This is a genomic window from Pseudomonas sp. AC083 (genome assembly GCF_979253165.1).
The window spans coordinates 1-246 of the sequence record NZ_CEEDDH010000283.1 but is presented as its reverse complement, the minus strand read 5'-3'; the positions used below and the strand labels follow the sequence as shown (position 1 = coordinate 246).

Annotated in this window: 1 protein-coding gene; it reads left to right on the top strand. The window is 40.7% G+C overall.

Annotated features, from left to right (window positions below; translation table 11 throughout):
• The coding region (locus tag AC0IXA_RS27965; RefSeq protein ID WP_471814987.1) for a hypothetical protein at positions 1-204 on the top strand (204 nt) is incomplete at its 5' end.
• Positions 205-246 lie beyond the last annotated feature (42 nt).

Genomic DNA, 246 nt, shown 5'->3' with positions numbered 1-246 from the left:
GGCCGCCCTGGCCACACTGCTGCTCAGGCCGCAACACTACAGATTAGTTCAACTAGCAAATATCGCGTTTTCACTGTTTTTGACGCTTACAACCCCTACCTTAAATTTCTTCGCAAAATGTTTTATTATGCTGTTTCTATATGGTTATCCGAATTATTAGCCGGTTGTTTAAGTAAAATAGTCATAATTTCAAGGAGCAGATGATTTTCGTTTTATATTGTAACCATGGGCCAGGGAGCATCAGGT